The organism is Burkholderia oklahomensis C6786, from assembly GCF_000959365.1.
Lineage (GTDB): Bacteria > Pseudomonadota > Gammaproteobacteria > Burkholderiales > Burkholderiaceae > Burkholderia > Burkholderia oklahomensis.
On record NZ_CP009556.1, the window covers coordinates 1,245,565 to 1,263,141 of the forward strand.

The following is a 17,577-nucleotide window of genomic DNA, read 5'->3' on the forward strand; positions in this document are numbered from 1 at the left end:
GTGAAAGCAACGGCATTTTTCGGACGGCTCGTCGCCGTGATCGCACTGGCGGGCTTCGCGTTCGGCCTTGCGGGCTGCAACACGGTCGCGGGCATGGGCGAGGACATCAACGCCGCCGGCCACGCGATCAAGAAGGCTGCGGAGTGACGGCGCGCGAGCGCGACGATTCGATTTCGCCGGCCCGCGCGGCCGGCCTCCAATCTGGTTGACGGATCATGGAAAAATTCAATGTGCATACCGGCGTCGCGGCGCCGCTCGATCGCGAGAACGTCGACACCGACGCGATCATCCCGAAGCAGTTCCTGAAATCGATCAAGCGCACGGGCTTCGGTCCGAACGCGTTCGACGAATGGCGCTATCTCGATCACGGCGAGCCCGGCCAGGACAACTCGCAGCGTCCGCTGAACCCGGACTTCGTGCTGAACCAGCCGCGCTACCAGGGCGCATCGGTTCTGCTCGCGCGCAAGAACTTCGGCTGCGGCAGCTCGCGCGAGCACGCGCCGTGGGCGCTGCAGCAGTACGGCTTTCGCGCGATCATCGCGCCGAGCTTCGCCGACATCTTCTTCAACAACTGCTACAAGAACGGCTTGCTGCCGATCGTGCTGACCGAGCAGCAGGTCGACCACCTGTTCAACGAGACGTACGCGTTCAACGGCTATCAGCTCACGATCGATCTCGACGCGCAGGTCGTGCGCGCGCCGGACGGCCGCGAGTATCCGTTCGAGATCACCGCGTTTCGCAAGTACTGCCTCGTGAACGGCTTCGACGACATCGGCCTCACGCTTCGCCACGCGGACAAGATCCGTCAGTTCGAAGCGGAGCGGCTCGCGAAGCAGCCTTGGCTCGACAACCGGCTGATCGGCTGACGCCGCCCGTTACTCGCGCGAGCGCGCGCCGCGACGGCCGGCGCGCGCTCTTCGTCCGAATCCAACCATTCATCCAGTCAGGAATTTCGCATGAAGATTGCAGTGCTGCCCGGCGACGGCATCGGTCCGGAGATCGTCAACGAAGCGGTGAAGGTGCTGAACGCGCTTAACGAGCCGTTCGAACTCGAACAGGCGCCTGTCGGCGGCGCCGGCTACGAGGCGAGCGGCCATCCGCTGCCGGAAGCGACGCTGAAGCTCGCGAAGGAAGCGGACGCGATCCTGTTCGGCGCGGTCGGCGACTGGAAGTACGACTCGCTCGAGCGCGCGCTGCGCCCCGAGCAGGCGATCCTCGGCCTGCGCAAGCATCTCGAATTGTTCGCGAACTTCCGCCCGGCGATCTGCTATCCGCAGCTCGTCGACGCGTCGCCGCTCAAGCCCGAGCTGGTCGCGGGCCTCGACATCCTGATCGTGCGCGAACTGAACGGCGACATCTACTTCGGCCAGCCGCGCGGCATCCGCCAGGCGCCGGACGGCCCGTTCGCCGGCGCGCGCGAAGGCTTCGACACGATGCGCTATTCGGAGCCGGAAGTGCGCCGCATCGCGCACGTCGCGTTCCAGGCCGCGCAGAAGCGCGGCAAGAAGCTGACGTCGGTCGACAAGGCGAACGTGCTCGAAACGTCGCAGCTCTGGAAGGAAGTGATGATCGACGTCGCGAAGGAATATCCGGACGTCGGGCTGTCGCACATGTACGTCGACAACGCGGCGATGCAGCTCGCGAAGGCGCCGAAGTCGTTCGACGTCGTCGTGACGGGCAACATGTTCGGCGACATCCTGTCGGACGAGGCCGCGATGCTGACGGGCTCGATCGGCATGCTGCCGTCGGCGTCGCTCGACAAGCACAACAAGGGCCTGTACGAGCCGTCGCACGGCTCCGCGCCGGACATCGCGGGCAAGGGCGTCGCGAATCCGCTCGCGACGATCCTGTCGGCCGCGATGCTGCTGCGCTATTCGCTGAACCGCGCCGAGCAGGCGGACCGGATCGAGAGCGCGGTCAAGAAGGTGCTCGAGGCGGGCTACCGGACGGCCGACATCGCGACGCCGGGCTGCAGCAAGGTCGGCACCGCGGCGATGGGCGACGCGGTCGTCGCGGCGCTGTAATTGCGGCGCACGGGCCGCGCGTTCGGCGCGGTTCGTCGTCGCGGCCCGGCCGGGCGGTCCCGAAAACGGGGTCCGTCCGGTTTTCCTGGCCGTTGTGCGGCCTCTTAGGTTTGTGTAGACTCGAACGATGGCGCTGAATTCCCTGATCTCCCCGGTCTTGAAATCCCACGGCAATGAAGCCCGTGCGGGTGCGCGCGCCATTCTCGTCGGCAAAATCATCATCACGAAAACGATCACGAAAATCTGATCGTCGTCCGTCGTGCCCGCCTGTTTCCCCGCGCGGTCGCGCCGGGGGCGGAAAAGGCGGGGAAGCTCCAGCAAAGGGTTAGTCATGAACGTAGGTCTCGTAGGTTGGCGTGGCATGGTCGGCAGCGTGCTGATGCAGCGCATGCAGGAAGAAGGCGATTTCGATCTGATCGAGCCGGTGTTTTTCAGCACCAGCAACGCGGGCGGCAAGGCGCCGTCATTCGCGAAAAACGAGACCACGCTCAAGGATGCGACGAGCATCGACGACCTGAAGAAGTGCGACGTCATCATCACGTGCCAGGGCGGCGACTACACGAACGACGTGTTCCCGAAGCTGCGCGCGGCCGGCTGGAAAGGCTACTGGATCGACGCGGCGTCGTCGCTGCGGATGAAGGACGACGCGGTGATCGTCCTCGATCCCGTGAATCTCGACGTGATCAAGGACGCGCTCGTCAAGGGCACGAAGGATTTCATCGGCGGCAACTGCACGGTCAGCCTGATGCTGATGGCGCTGGGCGGCCTGTTCCGCGAGAACCTCGTCGACTGGATGACGGCGATGACGTACCAGGCCGCGTCGGGCGCGGGCGCGCAGAACATGCGCGAGCTGCTCGCGCAGATGGGCACGCTGAACGGCGCGGTTCAGGCGCAGCTCGCCGATCCGGCGTCGGCGATTCTCGACATCGACCGCCGCGTGCTGGCCGCGATGAACAGCGATGCGATGCCGACGAGCCAGTTCGGCGTGCCGCTCGCGGGCTCGCTGATTCCGTGGATCGACAAGGATCTCGGCAACGGCATGTCGCGCGAAGAATGGAAGGGCGGCGCGGAAACCAACAAGATCCTCGGCAAGCCGGCGATGGGCGAGCCGGGCTCGATTCCGGTCGATGGCCTGTGCGTGCGGATCGGCGCGATGCGCTGCCACTCGCAGGCGCTGACGATCAAGCTGAAGAAGGACGTGCCGCTCGACGAGATCAACGGCATCCTCGCGTCGGCGAACGACTGGGTGAAGGTCGTGCCGAACGAGCGCGAAGCGTCGATGCGCGATCTGTCGCCCGCCGTCGTGACGGGCACGCTGTCGGTGCCGGTCGGCCGCCTGCGCAAGCTCGCAATGGGTGGCGAATACCTGTCGGCATTTACCGTCGGCGACCAATTGTTGTGGGGGGCGGCCGAGCCGCTGCGCCGGATGCTGCGCATTCTGCTCGACAAGTAAAGTAAACTACGCGATTACGACGCGTACACAACCCGAAAGCGTCGCGTTTCACGCGACGCTTTTTTATTTGCGGTCCGATTTTGTCTCATTCCAAACGCGAACCCAGGCCGCGTAATGCCGCGGCGACCAAGCCGATGACGCTTCGATTCCTTTCTTCGACGACGATCTCTGACGGCCTCCCGTCCGCGCGACGCGCCGTCGCGATCGCCTTCCTTGCACTTGCCGGCGCGACCGTCGCGCACGCGGCGCCGGATGCGGCGAGCGCCGCGGCGGGCGACCAGGCCGCGCCGCTCACGATCACCGTGCGGCCCGGCCAGTCGCTCAACGACATCGCCGTCGCCGTCACGCAATCGCACGATCCCGCCGTGCTGGCCCGCGCGGGCCGCGCGCTCTTCGACGCGAATCCGCAGGCGTTCATGAAGCGCGATCCGAGCCGCTTGAAGATCGGCGCGCAATTGACGGTGCCGACGCTCGATGCGACGGGCGCGGCGGCCGGTGCGGCCGCGAGCGGCGCCGCGGCTAGCGGTGCGGTTGCGGCTTCGGCTTCGGCTTCGGCTTCGGGCGCGGCGTCGCATGCGGCTGCGTCGGCGGCACCGGCTGCGGCTTCGCATCCGGCGGCGACGTCGGCGGCGTCGCACGCCGCGGCGGCGCTTGCGGCTTCCGCCGCCGCCGGTACGGCGTCGAGCGCGAACGGCGCATCGGCGCCCGGCGCCGCATCGGCGCATGCGCCGTCCGCTGTCGCGCAGTCGGTGGCTCCTGCGGCGTCGTCCGGGGTCGGCAGTTCGCACGTCTGGAGCGGTTCGATTCAGCAAGCCCCCGCCGCCGCGAGCGGCGCATCGGCGGCCGGCGCGGAAGCGTTGCTCGCCCCTGGCGCCGCGAATCAGGCGCCGTCGGGTTCGTCGACGCAGGCGGCGACGGGCGCGTCGCAAGCGCGACCGTCGAGCCTGCAGCAACTGCTCGCGCTGAAGAATCGCGTGTTGATGGAACTGCAGAAGCACGGGATCGGCAAGCCTGCCGCGAACGGCGCGCCGACGCCCGCCCCGGCGGCCGGAAGCGCGCAGAGGCCGCAGGCGAGCGCGGCGACGTCCGCCGCGGGTTCCGAGGCTGCCGCTTCCGAAGCGGCGACGGCCGGATCGACGGCGAGCGCCGCTTCCGCGCCTGCCGTGACGCCGCCGGTGAGCGCCGCGCCGCGCGCCGCGGCGCCGCAACTGCCGTTCAATTCGGGGGCTGCGATCGCGGTCGGCGCGGCCGTCGTCGCGCTGATCGCGGGCTTCGCGCTGCGCCGGCGCAAGAAGGGACCGCCCGCCGACGCGATCGAGCCGGGCGCGTTCACGCCGGCGCCGGCGCTCGATCCGGATGCGGTCGCCGCCATTGCCGGCGCGCCGGCCGAGCCGGATGCGGCGGCGGCGGAAGAGCGACGCGAAGCGGGCGGGCAAGCTGCGACGGCTGCCGCGCACCACGAGTCGCCGGTCGCGCCGCCCGCTGAAGCGAAGACTGCGCCGACGACGACCGAATCGACGTTCGCCGAACCGCAGTCGACGCCGGCGATCGAGCCGGACATCGCCACGACTCGTGGACCGCAAACGCCGCCCGTCGAGCCGTTGACGCTGAAAATGCCGCAGCCGGACGAGCGAGGCGGCGCGCCGCGCGCGCCCGAATCGGACGATGCGCAGTCCGGTGTCCCGCAGACCGGCGCGAAGCCGGCGCCGTACGCGTGGCGCCAAGCGTTTCCGCACGATGCGATCGCGGCGCTCGACAGCCTCGACATGCCGCTGCCGCCCCGCGCGTCGACTTCGGATGACGCGGGCCAAGCGGCGGAATCGCAGCACGCCGAGCCGGCCGATTCGCGTTCGGCGCAAAAGGCAACTAACGGTCAAGCCGCCGCACGCCAGCCAATTGGTGCGGAAGATTCGCACGATGTGGGTGAGCATGGCGAAGCAACGCCAGGGGCCGATCGTGATGGGGGCGAATCGCGTCGCGACGAAACGCCCATGGCCCGCCCGTGGGCGGCCGAGCCGCATCAGGCGACGCCGTCGAGCGGAGCCGAACATGGCGACGCGGCGGCACAGGCGGCCGAATCGCCGGCGATCGAATCGCAACCGGAGGGGCAGCGCAGGCAGGCCGCCGCGCCGCACGAAGCGGGTACGCCTGGCATCGCACTGCCGAACGCGCTGTCCGGGCGCGCCGAGCCGCCGTCGGCTGCCTCGCAGCCCGGCGCATCGTTCGCCGCACCGTCGCCCGCTGCTCCGCGTCGCGAGCCGGCCGCGTCCCCGAACCTGCCGCCGCTCGGCGTTGCGCAATTCGGCGCGCTGAACCTCGATTTCGACCTCGATCTGCCGACCGGCCCGAGCGCGTCGCTGCCGGCGTTCACGCCCGAAGCGCTCGCGAAGATCGCGCGCAACAAGCTCGAGCTCGCGTCCGAATATGTCGAGCTCGGCGACCTCGCCGGCGCGCGCACGCTGCTGCACGAAGTGATCGAAGCCGGTCACGCCGACACGCGCGACGAAGCGCACGTGATGCTCGCCAAACTGGCCGATCTGTCGTGATGAGAATCGCACTCGGCATTCAGTACGACGGCGCGGCGTTCTGCGGCTGGCAGTCGCAGCCGCACGGCAAGACCGTCCAGGACGCGCTCGAGCGGGCGCTCGCCGAATTCGCGCAGACATCGCTGCACACGACGGTCGCGGGCCGCACCGACACGGGCGTGCACGGCCTCGGCCAGGTCGTCCATTTCGATACGGAGCTCGACCGCGCGGACTTCTCGTGGGTGCGCGGCACGAACGCATTCCTGCCGTCGACGGTCTCCGTGCAGTGGGCGAAGCCGATGCCGGACACGTTCCACGCGCGCTTCGCCGCGTTCGAGCGCACCTATTACTACGCGCTCTACGTGCATCCGGTGCGCTCGCCGATGCTCGCCGGACGCGCGGGCTGGGTCCACATGCCGCTCGACGTCGACGCGATGCGCGAAGCCGCAGAGCATCTCGTCGGCGAGCACGATTTCTCGGCGTTCCGCTCGTCCGAGTGCCAGGCGAAGTCGCCGATCAAGCATCTGTACCAGATCAGCATCCGCCCCGACGGCGATTTCATCCATTTCCGCTTCCGCGCGAACGCGTTCCTGCACCACATGGTGCGCAACCTGATGGGCTGCCTCGTCGCGGTGGGGCGCGGCCGCTACCCGGCGTCGTGGCTCGCGGAGGTGCTCGACAGCCGCGACCGCGACTGCGCGGCGCCGACTTTCATGCCCGAAGGGCTCTATCTCGCGCACGTCGGCTATCCGGCCGAATTCGCGGTGCCGCCCGCGCAGCTCGGCAGCGTGCCGTGGAGCAGCGTGTGGGCCGATCTGGACGGACGACCATGATGACCGACACGACGAACGATGCGCCGTCCGCGGACGCGCGCCACGAAGCCGAGCGCGCCGCGCCGCCGCCGCGCACGCGGATCAAGCTCTGCGGGCTGTCGCGGCCCGGCGACGTCGACTGGGCGGCCGAGCTCGGCGCCGATGCGATCGGTCTCGTGTTCTATCCGAAGAGCCCGCGCGCGGTGACGATCGAGCAGGCGGCCGAGCTCGCGAAGCGCGTGCCGCCGTTCGTGTCGGTCGTCGGATTGTTCGTCAATCCGACCGCGGACGAACTCGCGCGCGTCGCGAGCGAAGTGTCGCTGTCGCTGCTGCAATTCCACGGCGACGAGACGCCCGAGCAGTGCGCGGCGCTCGCCGCCGCCGCGCGGCTGCCATGGCTGCGCGCGTTGCGCGTGGGCGTGGCGGCTCGGCCGGCCGATTTGGTAGAATCGGCTCTTCACTATTCGGCAGCCCGCGGTCTCTTGTTCGACACCCTCGTCGAGCACTACGGCGGCAGCGGCAAGGTCTTCGATTGGTCACTTATTCCAGCAGAGCTCGCGCGTCGGGCCGTTTTGAGTGGTGGGTTGAACGCGCAAAACGTCGGTGACGCGATCCGTCAGGTGCGTCCGTTCGCGGTCGATGTCTCGAGCGGCATCGAAACGCCGGGCGCAAAGGGCGTGAAGGATCGCGCCCGCATGGCGGCGTTCGTGCGCGCAGTGCGCGAAGCGGACGCCGGGTGATGCCAGCCCGCGCGGCGGGCGCCGGAAACGAGAACCGGCGCGCCGCGCGGTCGAACCGAGAGTGACGTCATGTACAACCTCCCCGATGATCGTGGCCATTTCGGCCCCTATGGCGGCGTGTTCGTCGCCGAAACGCTGATTCACGCGCTCGACGAGCTGCGTGCCGCATACGAGACATTCAAGAACGACCCCGACTTCGTCGCCGAGTACGAACGCGAACTGAAGCACTTCGTCGGCCGTCCGTCGCCGATCTATCACGCGCAGCGCTGGAGCGAGATGCTCGGCGGCGCGCAGATCTACCTGAAGCGCGAGGACCTGAACCACACGGGCGCGCACAAGGTGAACAACGTGATCGGCCAGGCGCTGCTCGCGAAGCGGATGGGCAAGAAGCGCGTGATCGCCGAGACGGGCGCGGGCCAGCACGGCGTCGCGACCGCCACGATCTGCGCGCGCTTCGGCATGGAGTGCATCGTCTACATGGGCGCCGAGGACGTGCGCCGGCAGGCCGCGAACGTCTACCGGATGAAGCTGCTCGGCGCGACCGTCGTGCCCGTCGAGTCCGGCTCGCGCACGCTGAAGGATGCGTTGAACGAAGCGATGCGCGACTGGGTCACGAACATCGAGAACACGTTCTACATCATCGGCACGGTCGCGGGCCCGCATCCGTACCCGATGATGGTGCGCGACTTTCAGCGCGTGATCGGCGACGAATGCAAGGTGCAGATGCCCGAGCTCGCCGGCCGGCAGCCGGACGCGGTGATCGCCTGCGTCGGCGGCGGCTCGAACGCGATGGGCATCTTCTATCCGTACATCGACGACGCGGCCGTCCAGCTGATCGGCGTCGAGGCGGCGGGCGACGGGCTCGACACAGGCCATCACGCGGCGTCGCTGATCGGCGGCAGCCCGGGCGTCCTGCACGGCAATCGCACGTACCTGCTGCAGGACGAGAACGGCCAGATCATCGAGACGCATTCGATCTCGGCGGGCCTCGACTATCCGGGCGTCGGCCCCGAGCACGCGTGGCTCAAGGACAGCGGCCGCGCGCAGTACGTCGGCATCACCGACGTCGAGGCGCTGAAGGCGTTCCACGAGTGCTGCCGGATCGAGGGCATCATCCCGGCGCTCGAGTCGAGCCACGCGATCGCCTATGCGACGAAGCTCGCGCCGACGCTGCCGAAGGACAAGATCCTGCTCGTCAACCTGTCGGGCCGGGGCGACAAGGACATGCACACGGTCGCCGAGCGATCGGGCATCGCGCTCTGACACCCGACCGATGCGCGACCTGATCGAAGAGCCGGGAGGCGGCGCGGCGAGCGAAGCGGAAGCGGTTCCGGCCGCGTCCGCCGCCTGCGCGCTGCCCGCCGGCATCGAATTGCACAACCGCGATTTCCTGACCGAAGCCGCGAGCCTGCCGGACGCGTCGATCGACCTGATCGTCGCCGATCCGCCGTACGGGCTCGGCAAGGACTACGGCAACGACTCGGACAAGCGCTCGGGCGACGAGCATCTCGCGTGGACGCGCGAGTGGCTCGATCTCGCGATTCCGAAGCTCAAATCCAGCGGCTCGATGTATGTGTTCTGCACATGGCAGTATGCGCCCGAGATCTTCAGTTTTTTGAAGACGAAGCTCACGATGGTCAACGAGATCATCTGGGACCGGCGCGTGCCGAGCATGGGCGGCACGACGCGCCGCTTCACGTCGGTGCACGACAACATCGGCTTTTTCGCGGTGTCGAAAGGCTATTACTTCGATCTCGATCCGGTCCGCATTCCGTACGACGCCGATACGAAGAAAGCGCGTTCGCGCAAGCTGTTCGAAGGCAGCAAGTGGCTCGAGCTCGGCTACAACCCGAAGGACGTCTGGTCCGTGTCGCGCCTGCACCGCCAGCATGCGGAGCGGGTCGACCATCCGACCCAGAAGCCGCTCGAGATCGTCGAGCGGATGGTGCTCGCGAGCTGCCCGCCGGGCGGCCGCGTGCTCGACCCGTTCATGGGCAGCGGCACGACCGCGGTGGCCTGCGCGCGGCAGCGGCGCGACTTCGTCGGCTACGAGATCAACGAAAGCTATTGCGCGATCGCGCACGAGCGCGTGGCGGCGCTCGCGGCGCCGACCGACGCTTGAGCCGCGCGGCGCGCGCGATAGCGAACGTTGCTTTGCATGGGATCGGAGTAAGCGCTGAAGCGCCAGCTTCGGATCGACAGCTTTGCATGGGATCGGAGTAAGCGCTGAAGCGCTAACTCCGATCGACACAGGAAAAAAGTCATGTCCCGTATTCAGAACACTCTTGCCGCACTCGCCGCCCAAGGTCGTAAAGGGCTCATCCCGTTCATCACCGCGGGCGATCCCGACCCGGCGAAGACGGTCGAGCTGATGCACGCGCTCGCCGAAGGCGGCGCCGATGTAATCGAGCTCGGCGTGCCGTTCTCCGATCCGATGGCGGACGGCCCCGTGATCCAGCGCTCGTCCGAACGCGCGCTCGAGAAGGGCGTGACGCTCCGCAGCGTGCTCGACGACGTGAAGCGCTTCCGCGAGCGCGACCAGAAAACGCCCGTCGTGCTGATGGGCTACGCGAACCCGATCGAGCGGATGGGCGAGGACGCGTTCGCGGCGGCCGCGCACGACGCGGGCGTCGACGGCGTGCTCGTCGTCGACTATCCGCCCGAGGAATCGCACGATTTCGCCGCCAAGATGCGCGCGGCGGGCATCGATCCGATCTTCCTGCTCGCACCGACGTCGACCGACGACCGGATCGCCGCAGTCGGCCACGTGGCGAGCGGCTACGTCTACTATGTGTCTCTCAAGGGCGTGACCGGCGCGGGAAATCTGGATGTTTCGAGCATTGCGGGTAAAATCCCGGCCATCAAGTCGCGCGTGCCGCTCCCCGTCGGGGTCGGTTTCGGCATCCGCGACGCCGCGACGGCGCGCGCGGTCGCCGAGGTGGCGGACGCCGTCGTGATCGGCAGCCGCCTCGTGCAATTGCTCGAGCAGGCCGCGCCGGACAACGCCGCCGCCGAGCTCAAGGGGTTCGTCGCCGAGCTGCGGGCCGCGATCGACGGCGCGGGCAAGCCGGCCGCGTAAGCGACGCGCGCGAGAAGTCAACACATAGCTGACCGCGGGTCCGGGTGCAGACCGCCCGGCCCGCCACCGAACAGGAAACCATACGATGAGCTGGCTCGACAAACTGTTGCCGCCGAAGATCAAGCAGACCGATCCGAAAAGCCGCAAGGGGATTCCCGAGGGCCTGTGGGTCAAGTGTCCGTCGTGCGAAGCGGTGCTGTACCGCAACGACGTCGACGCGAATCAGCACGTGTGCCCGAAGTGCGATCACCACATGCGGATCGGCGCGCGCGAGCGCCTCGACGCGCTGCTCGATTCGGAAGGCCGCTACGAGATCGGCCAGGAGGTCGTCCCGGTCGATTCGCTGAAGTTCAAGGACAGCCGCAAGTATCCGGATCGCCTGAAGGAAGCGATGGAGGAGACGGGCGAGACCGACGCGATGGTCGTGATGGGCGGCGCGATCCACACGCTGCCCGTCGTCGCCGCGTGCTTCGAGTTCTCGTTCATGGGCGGGTCGATGGGCTCGGTCGTCGGCGAGCGCTTCGCGCGCGGCGCGCAGAACGCGCTCGAGCAGCAGGTGCCGTTCATCTGCTTCACCGCTTCGGGCGGCGCGCGGATGCAGGAAAGCCTGCTGTCGCTGATGCAGATGGCGAAGACCACCGCGATGCTGACGAAGCTCTCCGAGGCGAAGCTGCCGTTCATCTCGGTGCTGACCGATCCGACGATGGGCGGCGTGTCGGCGAGCTTCGCGTTCCTCGGCGACGTCGTGATCGCCGAGCCGAAGGCGCTGATCGGCTTCGCCGGCCCGCGCGTGATCGAGCAGACGGTCCGCGAGAAGCTGCCGGAAGGCTTCCAGCGCGCGGAGTTCCTGCTGTCGACGGGCGCGATCGACATGATCGTCGACCGCCGCAAGATGCGCGACGAGATCGCGCAGCTGCTCGCGCTCTTGCAGCGCCAGCCGGCCGACGCGCTGGCTTGACGGCCACGCGCGTGATTGCACGACCGCGCGTCGCTCGGCTTGCGCCGAGCGGCGCGTTTGTTTTTTCGGCGTATTCGCTTTGAATTCGATGAGCACTTTTCCCACTCTCGACGCGTGGCTCTCGCACCTCGAAAGCGCGCATCCCGTCGGCATCGACATGGGCCTGACCCGCATCGGCAAGGTGAAGGACGCGCTGCAGCTCCAGTTCGCGTGCCCGGTGATCACGGTCGGCGGCACGAACGGCAAGGGCTCGACCTGCGCGTTCCTCGAGACGATCCTCGTGCGCGCGGGCTATAAGGTCGGCTGCCACACGTCGCCGCATCTGCTGCGCTTCAACGAGCGCGCGCGCCTCGACGGGCGGATCGTCGAAGACGACGAGCTGCTGCCGCACTTCGAGGCGGTCGAGGCGGCGCGCGCGAGCCTGCCGGAACCGGTGTCGCTCACGTACTTCGAGTTCACGACGCTCGCGATCATGCACCTGTTCGCGTCGCGCGGGCTCGACGCGGTGATCCTCGAAGTGGGACTCGGCGGCCGGCTCGACGCGGTCAACGTGATCGATGCCGATTGCGCGGTCGTGACGAGCATCGACGTCGACCACATCGAATATCTCGGCGACACCCGCGAGAAGATCGCGTTCGAGAAGGCGGGCATCTTCCGTCCGGGCAAGCCCGCGATTTGCGGCGACCCGACGCCGCCGCAGACGCTCATCGATCACGCGGCGGCGATCGGCGCGGACCTGTGGCTCGTCGGACGCGACTTCCGCTTCGCGACGCAGCCCGGCAGCGAGCGCCAGCAGTGGGCCTACGTCGGCCGCGACAAGCGCTATCCGGCGCTCGCGTATCCGGCGCTGCGCGGCGCGAACCAGCTGCTCAACGCGTCGGCCGCGCTCGCCGCGCTCGAGGCGCTGCGCGAGAAGCTGCCCGTGTCCGCGCAGGACATCCGGCTCGGGCTCGCGAACGTCGAGCTGCCGGGGCGCTTCCAGGTGCTGCCCGGCAAGCCGCTCGTGCTGCTCGACGTCGCGCACAACCCGCACGCGGCCGCGGTGCTCGCACAGAATCTCGACAGCATGGGCTACTACCCGTACACGTACGCGGTGTTCGGCGCGATGGCCGACAAGGATCTCGCCGCGATCGTCGAGCGGCTGAAGGGCTCGGTCGACCACTGGCATCTGACCGATCTGCCGCTGCCGCGCGCGGCAGCGGCCGACGTGCTCGAGCGCGTGCTGCGCGGCGCGGGCGTCGAAAATGGCGCGCAGCACAGCGTCACGCGCCACGCGACGCCGGCCGATGCGTTCCTCGATGCGCTAAAAAGCGCATCCGACAATGATAGAATCGTGGTTTTCGGTAGCTTCTACACGGTAGCGGGCGTGATGCCCGTCGTGGACCGCCGCCATGACCACTGACTGACGAGTAGCTTCGGGTTCAGCCATACATGGGAATTTTCTCGTTCGGCAAGAAAGATGACGACGCGCCGCAAAGGCGCGGGTCGCGGTCCGGCGCCCGGACCGTGCGCACCGAACGCGTGGAGCGCCGGTCGCGCCGCACCGAGCGGCCCGACACCGACGCACTGCTGCTCGATCCGACCCTTCCTGAAAAACAACGCGCGCGTCGGCGCCTCGTCGGCGCGATCGCGCTCGTCGTCGCCGCGGTGATCGTGCTGCCGATGGTGCTCGATTCGCATCCGAAGCCCGTCACGGACGACGTCGCGATCGACATCCCGAGCCGTCCGTCGCACCAGGCGGCCGCCGCGAACGACGAAGACGCGTCGGACGTCCAGGCGGGCGTCGCGCACGACGAGCCGCCCGCGTCCGAGGCTGTCGCGGCGGCGAGCGTCGCGCCTGCGCCCGCCGCGGCCGCGAAGTCGGACGCCAAGGACATCAAGGAAGCCAAGAAGACCCAAACCGCCGCCGCGAAGGCGCCGAGCGCCGCGCAGAAGCCGGCCGCGACGGCATCGGCCGACGGTGACGCATCGTCGCCCGCATCGTCGCCCGCATCGCCGCCCGGCGCGCGCTTCGCGCTGCAGCTCGGCTCGTTCCGCGACGACTCGACCGCCCGCAACTGGGCGACGAAGCTGAAAGCGGCGGGTGTGCCCGCCTATGTCGAGCATCGCAAGCAGGCCGACGGCAGTACGGCTACACTGTTGCGCGCGGGGCCGTTCGCCGATCGCGCGGCCGCGTCCGCCGCGATCGCGAAGGTGCGCGAAGCGGGCCTCGCGCAGTAACGGGCGATGCTGACCGCTTTCGACTACGCCGTGCTGCTGGTGATCGGTCTGTCGGCGCTGCGCGGCGCATGGCGCGGCTTCGTCGGCGAGATCTTCGGCCTGATCGGCTGGATCGCCGCATTTTTGATCGCGTGCCGTTTCGTCGGCGTCGTGCTGCCTTACATTCCGGCGACTTGGCCGGGCGGCGCGCTGACCCAATGGGTGATCGCGTTCGCGTTGATCGTCATCGGCGTCGTGCTCGTCGCGGGCGTCGCGAACGCGCTGCTGTCTCGGATCGCGCAGGCGACGGGCCTGGGCGGCGTCGACCGGTCGCTCGGCATGATGTTCGGCCTCGTGCGCGGCGTGCTGCTCGTGGTGCTGCTCGTCGCCGCGGCCGGCCTGACCGAGCTGCCGAAACAGGATTTCTGGCGCGACGCGTTGCTGCGTCCGTTCGCCGAACAGGGCGTGCGCGAGCTGAAGCCGCTCTTGCCCGACGGGCTCGCTGCGTACATTCACGTCTGATCGCGCGAGCGCACCGACCGAACCGTTTTTTGTATCGTTGAAGGACATGCCATGTGCGGCATCGTAGGCGTTATCTCCCAGTCCCCGGTCAACCAGCTCGTCTATGACAGCTTGCTGCTGCTGCAGCATCGCGGTCAGGATGCAGCGGGCATCGCGACGGCGGACGGCAGCAATTTCCACATGTACAAGGCGAACGGCATGGTGCGCGACGTGTTCCGCACGCGCAACATGCGCAGCCTGCCCGGCACGTCCGGGATCGGCCAGGTCCGCTACCCGACGGCGGGCTCCGCGTCGAGCGAAGCCGAAGCGCAACCGTTCTACGTGAACGCGCCGTTCGGCATCATCCTCGCGCACAACGGCAACCTGACGAACTGGCAGCAGTTGAAGGACGAGATGTTCCGGATCGACCGCCGCCACATCAACACGAACTCCGACAGCGAAGTGCTGCTGAACGTGCTCGCGCACGAGCTGCAGTTGTCGACGACGGACCTCGAGCTCGATCCGGATTCGCTGTTCAAGGCGGTCGCGGGCGTGCACCGCCGCGCGCACGGCTCGTACGCGATCGTGTCGCTGATCGCGGGCCACGGCCTCCTCGCGTTCCGCGATCCGTTCGGCATCCGCCCGCTTTGCATCGGCAAGCTCGAAACCGATCACGGCACCGAATGGATGGTCGCGTCGGAGTCGGTCGCGGTCGAAGGCATCGGCTTCGAGTTCGTCCGCGACGTGCTGCCGGGCGAGGCGGTCTTCATCGACGTCGACGGCAAGTTCCACAGCCGCCAGTGCGCGGAGAACCCGAGCCTGAATCCGTGCATGTTCGAGTACGTGTACCTCGCGCGTCCGGATTCGTGCCTCGACGGCGTGCCCGTGTACAACGTCCGTCTGCGGATGGGCGACTACCTCGCCGAGAAGATCAGGCGCGAGCTGCCGAACGTGCCGATCGACGTCGTGATGCCGATTCCCGATTCGTCGCGTCCGGCGGCGATGCAGGTCGCGGAGAAGCTCGGCGTCGAATATCGCGAAGGCTTCTTCAAGAATCGCTACGTCGGCCGCACGTTCATCATGCCGGGCCAGGCGGTGCGCAAGAAGTCGGTGCGCCAGAAGCTCAACGCGATGAGCATCGAGTTCAAGGACAAGCACGTGCTGATCGTCGACGATTCGATCGTGCGCGGCACCACGTCGCACGAAATCGTGCAGATGGCGCGCGACGCGGGCGCGAAATCGGTGATCTTCGCGTCGGCGGCGCCGCCCGTGAAGTTTCCGAACGTCTACGGGATCGACATGCCGACGCGCGGCGAGCTCGTCGCGCACGGCCGCACCGACGAGGAAGTCGCGAAGATCATCGGCGCCGATTACCTGATCTATCAGGACGTCGACGATCTGCGCCGCGCGGTGCGCGACATCAACCCGTCGCTCGAGCGCTTCGAGGCGTCGTGCTTCGACGGCGACTACATCACGGGCGACGTCACGCCCGAGTATCTCGACGCGATCGAGCGCGCGCGTCTCGCGCCCGCGTCGCAGGCGGATCGCGATCCGAGCGGCGAAGGCGCCGCGCGCTCGCAGATGAACCTGCAGCTGTCGGTCGAGTGAGCGCCGCGCACGTGACCGAAAAGGCGTGATACGATGGTGCCTTGCGTCGATTTGATTTCAGCTTGCGGACGCGGGGCAACCCAAAACAGCTAAAGCGAAGGCCGGCGAGCAGCGCCACGCCGGCCCGAGTCGATAGCTGTTCGTACCGCACGCTAAGCCCGCTGATGCCGACGCATGAGCGGGCTTTTTGCTGGTCTGCGCATTCGCCGCGCGGCGCGCATGGCGGCGATGCGCTTGAAAACGGATGAACGGAACATGGACGACTCTCTCAACTTCGACACGCTCGCCGTCCGCTCGGGCACGCTGCGCAGCGAATTCAACGAGCACTCGGAAGCGATCTTCCTGACGTCGAGCTTCTGCTATGCGAGCGCGGCCGAGGCGGCCGAGCGCTTCAAGCATTCGGAAGACTATTACACGTACTCGCGCTTCACGAACCCGACCGTCACGATGTTTCAGGATCGCCTCGCGGCGCTCGAAGGCGGCGAGGCGTGCATCGCGACCGCGTCCGGGATGGCGGCGATCATGTCGGTCGTGATGGCCGCGCTCTCGGCGGGCGACCACCTCGTCAGCTCGCGCAGCCTGTTCGGCTCGACGCTCGGGCTGTTCGGGCAGATCTTCGCGAAGTTCGGCATCACGACGACGTTCGTCGATCCGGCCGATCTCGACGCATGGCGCGCCGCCGTGCGTCCCGAGACGAAGATGTTCTTCCTCGAGACGCCGTCGAATCCGATGACCGAGCTCGCCGACATCGAGGCGATCGGCAAGATCGCGAAGGAAGCGAACGCGCTCTTCGTCGTCGACAACTGTTTCTGCAGCCCGGTGCTGCAGCAGCCGCTCAAGCTCGGCGCGGACGTCGTGATGCATTCGGCGACCAAGTTCCTCGACGGCCAGGGCCGCGTGCTGGGCGGCGCGCTCGTCGGCTCGAAGGCGTTCATCATGGAGAAGGTGTTCCCGTTCGTGCGCACCGCGGGGCCGACGCTGTCCGCGTTCAACGCGTGGGTGCTGCTCAAGGGGATGGAGACGCTGTCGCTGCGCGTGAACAAGCAGTCGGACAATGCGCTCGAGATCGCCCGCTGGCTCGAAGCGCATCCGGCCGTCAAGCGCGTGTTCTATCCGGGGCTCGAATCGCATCCGCAATACGCGCTCGCGAAGCGTCAGCAGAAGTCGGGCGGCTCGGTCGTGTCGTTCGAGCTGAAGGGCGACACGCCGGAACAGCAGCGCGCGAACGCATGGCGCGTGATCGACGGCACGAAGATCGTGTCGATCACCGCGAACCTAGGCGACACGCGCACGACGATCACCCACCCGGCGACGACGACGCACAGCCGGATCACGCCGGAAGCGCGCGACGCGGCGGGGATCACCGAAGGGCTGATCCGGCTCGCGGTCGGGCTCGAGGATCCGGCGGACATCCGCGGCGATCTCGCGCGCGGGCTCGCCGGCTGACGCGGGGCGGTTTGGCGGCGCGCGCGTGCGCGAAGCGGCTCGCGCGGTTCGCGCCGAGCGTCGCATGCGCGCCGAGCCGATCCGTCTTGCCGCGATCGATTCGCTTCGCCAGGTGCGGCCCAGGCGCGGCTCATCGCAGCGCCGCCGCGCGCGCCGGCTGGCCGTGACGAATGCGCGCTCGGCGCGTTCGCGCGCTTGCTGCTAAGCTGGCCGCTCGAATGCATCGACAAGG

At 68.2% G+C, this 17,577-nt stretch carries 17 protein-coding genes; all 17 read left to right on the forward strand.

From position 1 onward, the window contains the following. The 17 genes from BG90_RS23420 to BG90_RS23495 all read left to right on the forward strand — a co-directional run bounded on the left by BG90_RS23420 (nt 1) and on the right by BG90_RS23495 (nt 17,345). Nucleotides 1-147 (forward strand): entericidin A/B family lipoprotein, encoded by a 147-nt coding sequence (locus tag BG90_RS23420; RefSeq protein ID WP_010109935.1) that lies wholly within the window; start codon nt 1-3, stop codon nt 145-147. Nucleotides 148-215: 68 nt separating this feature from the next. Continuing rightward, complete coding sequence (gene leuD, locus BG90_RS23425) at nt 216-866, forward strand: 3-isopropylmalate dehydratase small subunit (RefSeq protein WP_010109933.1); 651 nt, start codon at nt 216-218, stop codon at nt 864-866. Nucleotides 867-956: 90 nt separating this feature from the next. Continuing rightward, nucleotides 957-2,024: a 3-isopropylmalate dehydrogenase gene (gene leuB / locus BG90_RS23430; RefSeq protein ID WP_010119956.1), complete on the forward strand. Its 1,068-nt coding sequence runs from the start codon at nt 957-959 to the stop codon at nt 2,022-2,024. 127 nt (nt 2,025-2,151) lie between these two features. Further along, nucleotides 2,152-2,271, forward strand: a complete 120-nt coding sequence (locus BG90_RS37900; RefSeq protein ID WP_010119955.1) for a hypothetical protein — start codon at nt 2,152-2,154, stop codon at nt 2,269-2,271. Between the two features lie 84 nt (nt 2,272-2,355). Further along, nucleotides 2,356-3,477, forward strand: coding sequence for an aspartate-semialdehyde dehydrogenase (gene asd, locus BG90_RS23435; protein WP_010109926.1), 1,122 nt, complete (start codon nt 2,356-2,358; stop codon nt 3,475-3,477). A gap of 134 nt (nt 3,478-3,611) precedes the next feature. Then, the gene (locus BG90_RS23440) at nt 3,612-6,023 is read left to right on the forward strand and encodes a FimV/HubP family polar landmark protein (protein WP_045568407.1); all 2,412 of its coding nucleotides are present in this window, start codon (nt 3,612-3,614) and stop codon (nt 6,021-6,023) included. Continuing rightward, entirely contained in the window at nt 6,023-6,835 is an 813-nt protein-coding gene (truA, locus tag BG90_RS23445) for a tRNA pseudouridine(38-40) synthase TruA (protein WP_010119935.1), read from the forward strand. The genes BG90_RS23440 and truA overlap by 1 nt, the downstream gene beginning before the upstream one ends. Beyond that, nucleotides 6,832-7,554 carry a phosphoribosylanthranilate isomerase gene (locus BG90_RS23450; protein ID WP_010119934.1) on the forward strand — a complete coding sequence of 241 codons (723 nt, stop codon included), beginning with the start codon at nt 6,832-6,834 and terminating at the stop codon, nt 7,552-7,554. The genes truA and BG90_RS23450 overlap by 4 nt, the downstream gene beginning before the upstream one ends. A 69-nt stretch (nt 7,555-7,623) precedes the next feature. After that, nucleotides 7,624-8,817, forward strand: coding sequence for a tryptophan synthase subunit beta (gene trpB, locus BG90_RS23455; RefSeq protein ID WP_010109909.1), 1,194 nt, complete (start codon nt 7,624-7,626; stop codon nt 8,815-8,817). A gap of 10 nt (nt 8,818-8,827) precedes the next feature. After that, complete coding sequence (locus BG90_RS23460; protein ID WP_010109908.1) at nt 8,828-9,676, forward strand: DNA-methyltransferase; 849 nt, start codon at nt 8,828-8,830, stop codon at nt 9,674-9,676. A gap of 141 nt (nt 9,677-9,817) precedes the next feature. After that, nucleotides 9,818-10,633 carry a tryptophan synthase subunit alpha gene (gene trpA, locus BG90_RS23465; RefSeq protein ID WP_010119932.1) on the forward strand — a complete coding sequence of 272 codons (816 nt, stop codon included), beginning with the start codon at nt 9,818-9,820 and terminating at the stop codon, nt 10,631-10,633. An 85-nt stretch (nt 10,634-10,718) separates the two neighbouring features. Next, nucleotides 10,719-11,591, forward strand: a complete 873-nt coding sequence (gene accD, locus BG90_RS23470) for an acetyl-CoA carboxylase, carboxyltransferase subunit beta (protein WP_010109906.1) — start codon at nt 10,719-10,721, stop codon at nt 11,589-11,591. Between the two features lie 88 nt (nt 11,592-11,679). Further along, nucleotides 11,680-12,993, forward strand: a complete 1,314-nt coding sequence (gene folC, locus BG90_RS23475) for a bifunctional tetrahydrofolate synthase/dihydrofolate synthase (protein WP_010119931.1) — start codon at nt 11,680-11,682, stop codon at nt 12,991-12,993. Nucleotides 12,994-13,022: 29 nt separating this feature from the next. After that, nucleotides 13,023-13,811, forward strand: a complete 789-nt coding sequence (locus tag BG90_RS23480) for an SPOR domain-containing protein (protein WP_010119929.1) — start codon at nt 13,023-13,025, stop codon at nt 13,809-13,811. A 6-nt stretch (nt 13,812-13,817) separates the two neighbouring features. Continuing rightward, nucleotides 13,818-14,312 (forward strand): CvpA family protein, encoded by a 495-nt coding sequence (locus tag BG90_RS23485; protein ID WP_010109891.1) that lies wholly within the window; start codon nt 13,818-13,820, stop codon nt 14,310-14,312. Nucleotides 14,313-14,363: 51 nt separating this feature from the next. Next, complete coding sequence (purF, locus tag BG90_RS23490; protein ID WP_010109889.1) at nt 14,364-15,899, forward strand: amidophosphoribosyltransferase; 1,536 nt, start codon at nt 14,364-14,366, stop codon at nt 15,897-15,899. 174 nt (nt 15,900-16,073) lie between these two features. Further along, complete coding sequence (locus tag BG90_RS23495) at nt 16,074-17,345, forward strand: O-succinylhomoserine sulfhydrylase (RefSeq protein ID WP_010119927.1); 1,272 nt, start codon at nt 16,074-16,076, stop codon at nt 17,343-17,345. Nucleotides 17,346-17,577: the final 232 nt, after the last annotated feature.

Coding starts and splice junctions, on each gene's coding strand:
- truA (WP_010119935.1), top strand. CDS start 6,023: ATGAGAATCGCACTCGGCATTCAGTACGACGGCGCGGCGTTCTGCGGC.
- BG90_RS37900 (WP_010119955.1), top strand. CDS start 2,152: ATGGCGCTGAATTCCCTGATCTCCCCGGTCTTGAAATCCCACGGCAAT.
- leuB (WP_010119956.1), top strand. CDS start 957: ATGAAGATTGCAGTGCTGCCCGGCGACGGCATCGGTCCGGAGATCGTC.
- accD (WP_010109906.1), top strand. CDS start 10,719: ATGAGCTGGCTCGACAAACTGTTGCCGCCGAAGATCAAGCAGACCGAT.
- leuD (WP_010109933.1), top strand. CDS start 216: ATGGAAAAATTCAATGTGCATACCGGCGTCGCGGCGCCGCTCGATCGC.
- BG90_RS23440 (WP_045568407.1), top strand. CDS start 3,612: ATGACGCTTCGATTCCTTTCTTCGACGACGATCTCTGACGGCCTCCCG.
- trpA (WP_010119932.1), top strand. CDS start 9,818: ATGTCCCGTATTCAGAACACTCTTGCCGCACTCGCCGCCCAAGGTCGT.
- purF (WP_010109889.1), top strand. CDS start 14,364: ATGTGCGGCATCGTAGGCGTTATCTCCCAGTCCCCGGTCAACCAGCTC.
- BG90_RS23460 (WP_010109908.1), top strand. CDS start 8,828: ATGCGCGACCTGATCGAAGAGCCGGGAGGCGGCGCGGCGAGCGAAGCG.
- asd (WP_010109926.1), top strand. CDS start 2,356: ATGAACGTAGGTCTCGTAGGTTGGCGTGGCATGGTCGGCAGCGTGCTG.
- folC (WP_010119931.1), top strand. CDS start 11,680: ATGAGCACTTTTCCCACTCTCGACGCGTGGCTCTCGCACCTCGAAAGC.
- trpB (WP_010109909.1), top strand. CDS start 7,624: ATGTACAACCTCCCCGATGATCGTGGCCATTTCGGCCCCTATGGCGGC.
- BG90_RS23485 (WP_010109891.1), top strand. CDS start 13,818: ATGCTGACCGCTTTCGACTACGCCGTGCTGCTGGTGATCGGTCTGTCG.
- BG90_RS23495 (WP_010119927.1), top strand. CDS start 16,074: ATGAGCGGGCTTTTTGCTGGTCTGCGCATTCGCCGCGCGGCGCGCATG.
- BG90_RS23450 (WP_010119934.1), top strand. CDS start 6,832: ATGATGACCGACACGACGAACGATGCGCCGTCCGCGGACGCGCGCCAC.
- BG90_RS23480 (WP_010119929.1), top strand. CDS start 13,023: ATGGGAATTTTCTCGTTCGGCAAGAAAGATGACGACGCGCCGCAAAGG.